Source organism: Streptomyces niveiscabiei (genome assembly GCF_001419795.1).
GTDB lineage: Bacteria > Actinomycetota > Actinomycetes > Streptomycetales > Streptomycetaceae > Streptomyces > Streptomyces niveiscabiei.
The window spans coordinates 1-11,713 of record NZ_LIRL01000082.1; the positions used below are offsets into that span (position 1 = coordinate 1).

Consider the following 11,713-nt stretch of genomic DNA (forward strand, 5'->3'; position numbering starts at 1 on the left):
CCCGTATCCCCCTCCCGCAGCACCTCCAACGTCGTCCGCAGCTCCCCCCGCGCAGTCCGGCACGTCCCCGCGATCTCCTCCAGCGCCTTGGCGACCGCCTCGCGGTCGAGGCGGTCGGGGTCGGCGGTGAGGATGTGGGCCGCGACGGACGTCTGGACGCCGATGAGGGTGATGCTGTGGGCGAGCAGGTCGTGCAGGTCGCGGGCGATCCGCAGCCGTTCCTCGGCGACGCGGTAGCGGGCCTCTTCCTCCCGGGTGCGTTCGGCCCGTTCGGCGCGGTCGACGATGGAGGCGACGTACAAGCGGTAGTAGCGGACGGCGATCCCGATGACCAGGACCGCGATGATCCAGCCGGAGATCTCCAGGAACTCCAGCTCGCCCTGCGAGTTGGTGAGGCCGTTGCTGATCAGGGTCGGGCCGAGGACGGCGGCACCGGTGAGCAGGGTGCGGCGTACGGTGCCGGTCGCCGCGACGGTGTAGAGCGCGAGGACGGTCGCGGGGATCGGCAGGGCGGGGTTGTAGTCGAGGGCGTAGTACGGGGCCATGCAGGCCACCACGCCGAGCAGGGCCACCACCGGACGGTGCCGCCGCCAGGCGAGGGGCAGGTACCCGGCGAGCAGCAGCGTCCAGCCGAGTCGGTCGGGTGGGTTGTCTTCGCCGCCCGTCAGGGCGAGGGCTACGGCGAGCACGGCGGCGCCCAGCGCGAGGACCGCGTCGTTGCGGGTGCGGTGCGGTGCGGTGAGGGGTTCGCGGTGGACGGCGGACATGACGCGCTCGACGCGACGGGACCGCCCGCCGCCACTGGCCGCCGTCTCCGCACTGGCCGCCGTCTGCGCCGCCGACCGGTCGCGTACCCCTGTGGTCGTTCCCCGTTCTTCCACGGCTCCATCTTCCGGTACTCGTACGGGAACCCGGGCGCCCCTCCGGAAGGAGAGGCACCCGGGCGCTGGATCAAGGCGCGCCGACGGTCTCCGGCTGCCGTGGCGGCTCGGTCGGCTCGGGCTCCCGGGCGAGCGCGCCCGGCCACCACACCTTCCGCCCCAGGGCGACGCTGGCGCTGGTCACCAGGTACGTCCGGACGAGGAAGGTGTCGAGCAGGACGCCGACGGCGATCACGAAGCCGAGCTGGACCAGCTGCACGAGGCCCATGTTCGTCAGCACGGCGAAGGTCGCGGCGAGGACCAGTCCGGCCGAGGCGATGACGCCGCCGGTGGTGCGCAGCGCGGTGAGCGCCGCCGTGGCCGGTTCCGCTCCCGCCAGGGACTCCTCCCGCATCCGGTGCATGAGGAAGATGCCGTAGTCGACGCCGAGAGCGACCAGGAACACGAAGGACAGCAGGCCGAGCCCCGGATCGGTGCCCTTGAGGCCGAGGACCGGTTCGAAGAGCAGTCCGCCGATCCCGAGGGAGGCACCCCACACCGCGACGACCGCGACCACCAGGAGCAGCGGTGCGACCAGACTCCGCAGCAGCACGATCAGGATGAGCAGGACGGAGACGAGGACGAGCGGCACGACGATCTTCGTGTCCCGGGCGTTGGTGTCCTCCAGGTCGATCTGCTGGGCGCTGTCCCCGCCGACGTAGGAGCCTTTCAGCCGGTCGCGCAGGGACTTGATGGTGGCGGTCTCCCCCGCCGACTGGGGTGCGCTCTTCGCGAAGACGGAGATCTCGGTCCAGCCGTCCCCCGTACGTCCCTTCTCCGCGCCGGCGACTCCCGGGGTGCCGCGTACGGCCGTGAGGGTCTCGTCGGCGCGGCCCTGCGGGGTGATCACGTCGATGGGCTGACTGCCCTGCCCGGGAAAGGACTTGGCGACGGTCTCCATCGCGACGACGGACTCCGGCTTGGTGACGAAGGAGTCCTCCTGCTTGAGCGACCCCGGCAGGTTGAACGAGCCCAGGGCGAGGGCGCCGAGCAGGACGGCACCGCTCGCGAGCACGGTCAGCGGCCTGCGTCCGGCGGAGCCGCCCATCGCCGAGAACAGGCTGCGCCGCTGCTTGGGCGTGCTCCCGAAGGCGGGTACGAGCGGCCAGAACACCCGCCGTCCGACCAGGACGAGGATCGCGGGGAGCAAGGTCGTCATCGCGATCAGCGCGCACAGTACGCCGACGGTGCCGAGCGGTCCCATGCCCCGGCTGCTGTTGAGGTCGGCGGCGAGCAGGCACAGCAGGCCGGCGGCGACGGTGCCGGAGGAGGCGAGCACGGCGGGGCCGCAGCCGCGCAGGGCGGCGACCATGGCCTCGTACGGCCGCTCGAAGCGCCGCAGCTCCTCCCGGTAGCGGGAGACGATCAGCAGCGCGTAGTCCGTGCCCGCCCCGAACACGAGGATCGTCATCACCCCCGAACTCTGACCCGAGACGGTCGTGCCGAAGACCTGGTTGAGGCCGTAGGCCGCGCCCATCGACAGGTAGTCGGCGATCCCGGCGACGACGAGGGGGACCAGCCACAGCACGGGGCTGCGGTAGATCAGGATCAGCAGGACGGCGACGACGGCGACGGTCGTGTACAGCAGCGGTCCGCCGAGCGAGTCGTAGACCGCGCCGGAGTCGGTGGCCAGCGCGCCGGTGCCGCCCACGTCGACGCTCAACCCGCCTTCGCCCCGGGCGATTTCACGGACGTCGGTGACGAGCTTGTCCCGCTCCTCCTCGTTCGCCCCGGGCTCGTTGCTGGCGACCGGGTACATCAAGGTCGTGCCGTCCTCGGACCCGATCCCCTCGGGAGCACCGCCGATCAGCTTGTGCTGCCCGGCGATCTCAGCGACCTGCCCGGCCGCGGTCTTCCGGTCGGCGGCACTGAGCCCGCCGTCCCGGTGATAGACGAGCACCAGCTCCGTGGTCTCGCCACCGGGCAACTTCTCCTCGATCTTCGCCGCCTGCGTCGAGTCCGCGCTCGCCGGCAGGTAGTCGGTGACCTTGTCGTGCTGCACGCTGCCGAGCTTCGCCGCGAGCGGTCCGACGAGCACGAGCGCGGCGATCCACAGCCCGAACACCGCCCAGGGAACGGCCCGCCCCCGTCCCGCCCTCGGCGTGGTTGTCTCTCCGGCCCTCATCGACCGATCTCCCTCCGGGTGACGTCTGCTTCGGTCCCCAGACTTCCGGTGAGAACCACGGCTTTCGTCGGGCGGGAGAGCGAGGTGACACGTACTCCCGGGGGCGACAGCGGACGCGGATTAGTCCCGGGGGAGTAATCCGACTGCACGCGGCCGGGCTACTGGCTGTCCTGGACCACGTCCCAGTGTTCGAGGATCTTTCCGTTGGTGACGCGGAAGATGTCCGCGACGGAGTAGTCGGAGCTGAAGACCCATACCAGGTCGCCGTCGGCGAGGGTGTTGCCGAAGCGGGTGCTGCTTGCGGGGGAGGGCTGGGTGGCCTGTTGCATGAGTTGCTTCAGGGGGCCGGTGCCGTTTGTGATGAGGGGGTTGTGCTGGTAGTAGCGGGGGTCCCAGTGCTGGTCGATCACGGTCGGGTCGCCGTCGGAGAGTTTGCGGTAGGCGGTGACCGCGAGGGTTCGGTTTGTTTCCTCCTGTGTTTCCGAGGGGGTGGGGGTGCTCTTGGGGGAGCGGTACGCGTCGTTGAAGAGGGTGTTTCCGCTGGCTGTTTTCGCCGGGACGGTCTGGGTGATGGTCCAGTGCTCGGTGAGTTTGCCGTCGGTGACCCGGTAGAGGTCGGCCTTGGCCTCGCCGGTCGCCTCGTTGGTCGGGGTGGCGGAGGCGTGCCAGTGGACGGCGACGAGGTCGCCGTCGGCCGCGATGTGCTTGACGGTGGCCACCGCGCCGGGGATTTTCGCCCTGAGGTCCGCGAACTCCTTGATCTGGCCGTCGGCTCCGCCGGGTACGGACTTGTCGTGCTGGATGTAGTCGGCGGCGACGAGCTGCTTCACCACGTCTGTGTCGTTCTTGGCGAACGCCTCCGTGTAGAGGCGCAGTACGAGCGCCTTGTTGCCCTCCTCGGAGGGCGAGGAGGGGCGGGCGGCGGTGGAGGCGGGTGCCGTCGGCGGGGTGGTCGGGGACCCGGTGCCGCAGGCGGTCGCGAAGCAGGCCACGGCGGCGAGCCAGGGCAGGGTCTTGCGGTAGTTCATGGGGGGTCTCCTCCGTACGGCCGGTGGTTGCGGGGTGATCGCCTCGCCCGACTCGCTCATCCCATCGCGGTCGCACGAGGCATTCACTCCGCCGACCGGCGGGGCCGCCCCCGCCGGTCAGCCGGTCCCGGCCATCCGAAAGTGGTACCCGTGCCGTCAGGGCGCGAGCAGGTACGCGTTGGTGATCGTCTCGCGGACCGTGTTGCCGGCCTTGTCCCGCAGGTCGATCCGGAAGGAGGCGGCCTTGGCGCCGGCGGGGTGCTTGACGGTCACCGAGCGGGCGCCCTTGGGGTCGGTGGCGACGGTGAGGGGCTTCCAGGTGCGGCCCGCGTCGAAGGAGACGGCCACGGTGAGGGCGGCGACCTGTCCGGCGCCGGAGGCAGGGCCGGCGAGCCTGAGCGGGACCGCGAGGGTGCCGCCCGCCGGAGCCGTACCGCGCAGGCTGAGCTGCGGGGTGAGCCGTACCGCCGACAGCGGCAGCCGTACCGTACGGCCCGGGGCCGGCCGGGCCGAGGTGAATGTCCACACGCCTGTCACCTTGGTGCTGGTGGCGGTGTCGGAGGCGGCGCGGGCCGCCTCGACGGTCAGGCGGTACGCGGCGGAGGCGGCCGGCACCTCGGCGCTCACCCAGTTCGCGGCGGGCTCTTCGGCGAGGACCCGCCCGCCGGACTCCAGCCGGGCGAAGCCCTTGGTGACGACCGGCGCCCCGGGGTTGCCGCCGCCGTCGACGAACAGCTCGACCCGCGCGCCGAGTTGGTCGCCGGTCCGGTCGAGCGTCGCGGCACCGGGGCCGACGACACCGGTGTTGAACAGCAGCGTCTGACGGGAGCCGGGCTTGTACGTCACCGGCCCTTTCGTGTGCACCGTGCGCACCTCGCCGCGGCCGTCGAGCTGCGTGGCCGTCCAGGACCAGCGCACCCCGTCGGTGTTGAGGTAGTGCGTGGTGGACAGGGGCAGCTTCAGCTCCGCCGGTTCGGCGATGCCGACGCTGTCGCCCTGCTCGTCCACCGGCTTGATGTGGACCTGCCCCTTCGTGCCGGTGACGGAGGCGCCGAAGCCGAGCTTCACCTCGGCGACCTCGGCCCGGGTCACGGTGCGGCTGAGGCCGGTGAAGAAGCTGCCCTTGCGGTGGAAGGCGAACCGGTGGTCGGCGTTCAGCCCGGGCTTCTTCCACACGCCGTTGAACTGGGCCTTCATGGTCGGGGAGGCCGCGCCGAGCGCCAGGGTGCGGACCGGCGGCGCCCCGCCGGAGGACCACGAGTTGCCCACGCCGGCGCCCGAGTCGAAGTAGCCGACGACCGAGGTGACGGGCTTCGCGGCCGGGTCCGGCGCGTGCACGGTGAACGGCTTCGCCTTGCGGGTGTCGAGGGTGACCGTGAGGTTCTTGTCCACCGTCAGCACCGGCTGCACGAAGAAGCCCGGCTCGTTGTCCGCGGCGAAGACGATGCTGTCGAGCTGGTAGCTCCCCTTGCGCAGCCGCTGCACGACCGTGCCGTTCGCCCGGTACGGCAGCACCAACCCGGCACCCTCGGCGCGGGGGACGATCGTCGTCGTGTACGCGGCCGGCTTCGCGCCGTCGGCGTCGATGTGGCGCACCGTCACGTCGTAGGACTCCACCTCGCGCTCGACCACGAGCCCCGTACGCACCTGCTGGCCGTCGCCCGAGGCCAGGACCGTGCCGCCGAAGACGCCGTCGACGGTGCCCTTGCGGGTGTCGGCGACGACGGTGGTGCTCGCGGTGCCGCCCGCCGGGACGGTGAGCTGGGCGTCCTTGACGGTGAACATGCCGGCCGGGGCGGCCCCGGAGGTGCTCAGCCGCAGGGTGACCGGACGGGTGCCGAGGTTGCGGTAGGTGAGGGCCTTGGAGAGCGGCTTGTCGTCGGCGTGCGGCCACTTCTGCATGCCGAAACCGAGCGAGCCCGGCTCGGAGACGACCTGCGCGGTGGCCGCGCGCCCCAGATCCACCCGGCCCGCGCCCTGCTGATGGGCGTTCAGCCCGGGGTTCGGCTCGGCCGAGCCCGTCAGCAGCGACTTCAGCCGGGCCCCGGTCAACTCCGGGCGCTGCTGGAGCAGCAGGGCCGCGGCGCCCGCGACGTGCGGGGCGGCCATCGACGTCCCGCTGTGCACGGCGTACCCGTCGCCGGCCGGCGTCTCGCCCTGCGTGGTCTGGGCGGCGGTGATGTCGACGCCGGGGCCGGTGATGTCCGGCTTGGGCGTGCCGTCGAGGTTCGGGCCGCGGCTGGAGTCGTCGGCGATCCGGTCCTGCTTGTCCACGGAACCCACGGTGAGCGCGGCGGGGGCGCTGCCGGGCGTACCGATCGTGCCGGGCTTGGCGCCGTCGTTGCCGGCGGATATCACGAACAGGGCCTTCCCGGACAGCCGGGCCACGGCCGCCTCCATCGGGTCGATGCCGGGGGAGTCGAGGGAGCCCAGGCTCATGTTGACCACCCGCGCCCCCTGGTCGACGGCCCACTGCATGCCGGCCACGATGCCCGAGGCGTCGCCCCACCCGTCGTCGGCCAGGACCTTGCCGTCCAGCAGCCGCACCCCGGGCGCCACGCCCTGGTACCGGCCGCCGGACCGCGCGCCGCTCCCGGCGAGGATGGACGCCACATGGGTGCCGTGCCCGTAGTGGTCCTTCACGTCCGGAGCGCCGCTGAAGTTCTTCTGCGCGACCTCGACGCCCTTGAGGTCCGGGTGGGTCTGGTCCACACCCGAGTCCAGGACCGCCACCGTGACGCCCTTGCCCGTGTAGCCGGACTTCCACAGGGCCGGCGCGCCGATGTGCGGGACACTCTCGGCGAGGGAGGCCCGGACCCGGGCGTCCAGCCAGACATGGGCCACGGGCCGTACGGCGCCGGTCGCGCCGTCCGCCGTACGGGCCGAGGCGCGGCCGGTGACGGCCGACCACAGCGCCGGGGTCCCGGACCCGGGCACCGCGAAGGCCTCGCCGTTCACGGCGGGCAGCGCGCGCCGCTCCCGTACGGGCACCCCGGCGAACGGGTCGCGGGCGCCGGAGCGGGCCGTCGACAGCGTGCTGTCCTCGCGGTAGCCGACGATCAGCGGCAGCGCGTCGCCGTAGCCGTCCCCGGCCAGCCGCGTGACGTCGAAGAGGCGCCGGTCGAGGACGCCGTCGGCGATCAGGCGCAGGGCGTCCTGCGGGACCACCCAGGTGTGGCCGCGCTCGCGCCGCACCGAGAAGCCGACCTTCTCGCGGCCTTGTGCGCGGACGAGCGAGGCGACCCGGCCGTCGGCGCCGACGGCCACGCGGTCCCCGGTGATCAGGGTGACGGTCGAGGCCGTGGTGTCGGTGCTGGTGCCGGAGGCCGCGGCTCGCGCCGGTTCGCCGCCCGCCGTCGTCGCTCCCGTGACCAGGACCCCGGCCACCACGGCGGCCAGTGCCGCCGTTCTCGCGCGTGCTGAAGTTCCCACTCGCGTCCCCCCGCTCGTGTGTGCGTATCCCTGCGTTCTCCGCTATCACGCACGTCACGCGCGTTCGGTTCTCGACCGGGCGCGGCGCGGGGCCGGCCGGCAGCGGATACGCTCGGGGGACGTCCGTGACGCACGAGGTGAGGCGTGACCGGTCCGACCCCCATCGCCGGCAACCTGCCGGCCCCGCTGACCAGCTTCGTGGGCAGGCGGCGCGACGTCGCCGACATCCGCCGGCTGCTGCGCACCGCCCGCCTGGTGACGCTGACCGGCCCGGGCGGAGTCGGCAAGACCCGGCTCGCCCTGCACCTGGCCGGACTCTCCCGCACCGCCTACCCGGACGGCGTCTGGCTGGTCGACCTATCCCCGGTGCGCGACCCCTCCACGGTGCCCGCCACGGCCCTGGCGGCGCTGCGCCTGCCCGACCTCGGCACCCGGCCCGCCCTGGAGACGCTCACCCACCAGCTGGCCCGGCACCGGGCCCTCGTCGTCCTCGACAACTGCGAGCACCTCCAGGACGCGAGCGCGGCCCTGGCCACGGCGCTGCTCGCGGCCTGCCCCGGCCTCGGCCTGCTGGCCACCGGCCGCCGGGCCCTGGCCGTCCCCGGCGAACACGTCCACGCCCTCGCTCCCCTGCCCGCCGACGGCGAGGCCGTCGACCTCCTCCAGGACCGGGCCGCCGCCGTCCGGCCGGGCTTCCGCGTCACCGACGCCAACCGCGCCCAGGCCGTCCGGCTCTGCACGGAGCTGGACGGGCTCCCGCTCGCCATCGAGCTGGCGGCGGCCCGGCTGCGCAGCCTCACCCTCGACGTGGCCGTGGAACGGCTGACGGACCGCTTCGCGCTGCTGACCGGCGGCTGCCGCACCGCACCCCCGCGCCAGCACAGTCTGCGGGGCATGGTCGAGTGGAGCTACGAACTGTGCACCCCCGCCGAGCGGCTGCTGTGGAACCGGCTGGCCGTCTTCCGCGACGGCTTCACCCCGGACGCCGCCGCCGACGTCTGCTCCGGCGACGGCATCACCGCCGCCGAGGCGCCCGGCCTCCTCGCCCGGCTGGTCGCCCAGTCCGTCGTGGCCGCCCGCGACGGCCGCCACCACCTCCCGGAGATCCTGCGCGAGTACGCGTACGCCCGGCTCACCGAACCGGAGCGGCGGGACCTGGCGCGCCGCCACCGCGACTTCTACCGCACCCTCGCCGAAGGCCTCGCCCTGCGCTGGTACGGCCCCGGCCAGCCGGAGGCCCTGGCCCGGCTGCGCGCCGAACACGCCAACCTGCGCCTGGCACTGGAGTACCGCGCGGGCCCGGTGGCTCCCGACGCGCGGGCCGGACTCACCGACCCGGCCCCGGGCCCGGTGTACCGCGCGGGACCCGGAGTGCGGGCCGGACTCGCCGACCTGGCCCCGCCCCTGGAGCACGGCGATGGCCCCGCATGCTCCGACGCGCAGGCCGAACTCGCCCTGGCCGCCGCGCTGCGCTTCCACTGGAGCGCGAACGGCCTCCTCGGCGAAGGACGCCGCCGCCTCGACCGGGCGCTCGACGCGGCACCCGAACCCACCCTGACCCGGGCACGCGCCCTGTCCGCCGCCGCCTACCTGGCCCTCCTCCAGGGCGACCCGGAAGCCGCCCGGCACCGGCTGGCGGAGGCCGAGCGACTGGGCCACCGGCTCGCGAACCCGTCCGTCCTCGCCTCCGTGCAAGGGCTGCGCGGCACCTCGGAACTCCTGCTGGACAGGCCGGCCCAGGCCCTCGCCCACTTCGAGGAAGCACTCGCCACCCACCACGGGGCCGGCGAGAGCGCGCAGCCCCTGTTCTGGCTCTTCCAGATGACCATCGCCCACAGCCGGCTGGCCGATCCGCGCGCCCTCGACACCGGCCGCCGCGCGGTGGCCCTAGCCGAGACGCACGGCGAACGGCACTGCCGCTCCTACGCCCTGCTCGCGCTGGGCTACGAACTGCGGGCCCGCGGCGACCACGACCAGGCCCTGGCGCACATCCGGGCGGCCCTGGAGATCCTGCGCGACTTCGACGACTTCGTCGCGACCGCGCGAGCCCTGGACCTGCTCGCCTGGATCGCCGCCGCCGAGCCGTCGGCCGACGCCCACGAGCGCGCCGCGCTGCTCCTCGGCGCCGTGAGCGCGCTGGCGAGCGGCGTCAGCATCCCCATGGGCGCCGAGTTCGGCGCCCACCACGTGCGCTGCACGCGGACCGTCGCCTCGGCGCTGGGCCAGGACGCCTACCGGAAGGCCCTCGCGGAGGGCAGCCGCTACGACACCCCGGCCCAGGCCATCGCCCTCGCCCTGCGCGAGGACACCGCGCCCGCCGCCGCCCCGTCGCTGACCCGGCGTGAGCGGGAGGTGGCCGCGCTGGTCGCCCGGGGGCTGACCAACCGGCTGATCGCGGCGGAACTCTGCCTCTCGCCGAGGACCGCCGACCGGCACGTCGAGAACATCCTGACCAAGCTGGGGCTGCGCCGCCGTACGCAGATCGCCGCGTGGTGGGCGCAGCAGCCCGCCGCCTGAACACTCCCGGTCCTCACGGAACGCTCTTCGCGGAAATGGGTAGAACCGCGCATGCCTCCGCCGAACCCCGCGGCCATCATCGTGCTCTGCGCGAAGGGTCCGTCCCCGCGCCGACCGGGCCGACCCGCTCGGCACCGGCTCGAACAGCTTCGGCTCCCCGGGCGGACCGCGCTGGCTCCGTGCCTCGTGCGGGCACCGGCCGCCCGCTTCGAGAATGAGAGCAAGACGTGAGAATCAGAACGGAAGCGGCGCGCGTGCGGAAGGCCGTCGCGGTGGCCGCCGTCGCCGCGGCCCTGTTCGCGGCGCCCGCGACAGCGGCCCACGCCGACGGGGGCGATCCGCCCGCCGCACCGGCCGCCTCCGCGCCGCCGTCGGCCGACGCGGGCGGCACGAGTGGCGCGAGTGACGCGGGCGACGCGCCGAAGGAGACCGTCCCTGAGTCCACGGCGGGCTCCGCCGCCCCGCCCGCGCCGACCTCCGAGGAGCAGGCCGCGCAGCAGCTCGACAAGGTCGCCAAGGACCACGCCGCCCTCGGTGTCTTCGGCGACCCCGGCGCCCCGATCCTCGTCCTGCCGGCCGACACCTCCGCCGACGAGCAGGCCCAGGCCACCGCCCAGGTCCCGGCCGACGCGCACGCCACCGTCAGGACCAGCCAGTTCACCCAGGCCGACCTGGACAGCCTCGGCAGGACGGTCACGGACCGCCAGTGGGCACCGGACGCGGGCACCTACGCCGTCTCCACGGAGTACGACGCCCTCAGCGACAAGCTCCGGGTGCGCAGCGACGCCTCCGAGTCGGCACTGCAACAGCTGAACGACGCCCACCCGGGGCAGCTGGAGACGTCCCAGTCCCGGATGGAGCCCCAGAACACCCGCTTCGCCGACTGGTCGCCCTTCTGGGGCGGGAACGCGCTGATCGGCGCGACCGGCGGAGGCCAGTGCACCGGCGGGGTCGCGGTCAAGGACTATCCCGGCGGCGACAAGCTGCTGACCTCCGCGCACTGCTACGGCTGGTGGGTCAACGTCTACAACCGCAACTACAGCGGGGGCGCCAACAGCAACAGCTACGTCGGCAAGGTCTACAAGCGGAACACGGACGTCGACGCCGAGGAGCTCAGCGGCACCGACTACGCCCCGATCATCTACACCGGGGGCAGCCAGATCAGCGGCAGCCACGTCAGGGTCTTCGGCAAGCAGCCGGTGTACTTCGGCCTTCAGGTGTGCGTGAGCGGCGCGGTCAGCCTCAACCACTGCGGCCACCCGATCTCCAACGGCCAGTTCAACATCTGCTGGTCGGGCACGGACGTCTGCATCAAGAACAACTCCGGGTTCGTCTTCGAGAAGGGCGGCACCAACTTCCCGAACTACAACAACGGTCTGGAGACCAAGCCCGGAGACTCCGGAGCCCCCATCTACATCACCGACCGCAGCGGCATCGCGGCCTACATCGTGGGCGTGAACGCGGGCGCCATCTGGGACAACTGCTGCGGCCGGCGCACGATCCACATGGTCGGCGTGAAGCTGGACGACATCCTCGCGAAGTTCGGCTCCGACCTGATCACGACGAGCTGATCACGCAGAGCTGATCACGACGAGCTGACACTCCGCGCGGGCCACGGCCGTCGCCGTGGCCCGCGGGCGCCGGACACACCCGTGTCCCGTGGGTGCCCGCCGCCTCCGCACCTCCCCACC

The 11,713-nt window shown here is 73.3% G+C and carries 6 protein-coding genes; 2 read left to right on the forward strand and 4 right to left on the reverse strand.

Going from position 1 to position 11,713, the window contains the following annotated elements:
- The 4 genes from AOK24_RS05290 to AOK24_RS05305 form a co-directional block, all read right to left on the reverse strand.
- Positions 1 to 881 (reverse strand): histidine kinase dimerization/phosphoacceptor domain-containing protein (locus AOK24_RS05290; protein ID WP_167376803.1); only part of this gene is annotated, 881 nt, incomplete at its 3' end.
- Positions 882 to 951: 70 nt separating this feature from the next.
- Positions 952 to 3,045: an MMPL family transporter gene (locus AOK24_RS05295; RefSeq protein ID WP_055718891.1), complete on the reverse strand. Its 2,094-nt coding sequence runs from the start codon at positions 3,043 to 3,045 to the stop codon at positions 952 to 954.
- 158 nt (positions 3,046 to 3,203) lie between these two features.
- Entirely contained in the window at positions 3,204 to 4,073 is an 870-nt protein-coding gene (locus tag AOK24_RS05300; RefSeq protein WP_055718892.1) for a nuclear transport factor 2 family protein, read from the reverse strand.
- Positions 4,074 to 4,229: 156 nt separating this feature from the next.
- Positions 4,230 to 7,505, reverse strand: a complete 3,276-nt coding sequence (locus AOK24_RS05305; RefSeq protein ID WP_079056684.1) for a S8 family serine peptidase — start codon at positions 7,503 to 7,505, stop codon at positions 4,230 to 4,232.
- 144 nt (positions 7,506 to 7,649) lie between these two features.
- Here AOK24_RS05305 and AOK24_RS05310 point away from each other — a divergent pair, with 144 nt between their 5' ends.
- The gene (locus AOK24_RS05310) at positions 7,650 to 10,022 is read left to right on the forward strand and encodes an ATP-binding protein (RefSeq protein ID WP_055718894.1); all 2,373 of its coding nucleotides are present in this window, start codon (positions 7,650 to 7,652) and stop codon (positions 10,020 to 10,022) included.
- 227 nt (positions 10,023 to 10,249) lie between these two features.
- Entirely contained in the window at positions 10,250 to 11,593 is a 1,344-nt protein-coding gene (locus tag AOK24_RS05315) for a chymotrypsin family serine protease (protein WP_133258158.1), read from the forward strand.
- The last annotated feature ends 120 nt before the right edge of the window (positions 11,594 to 11,713 follow it).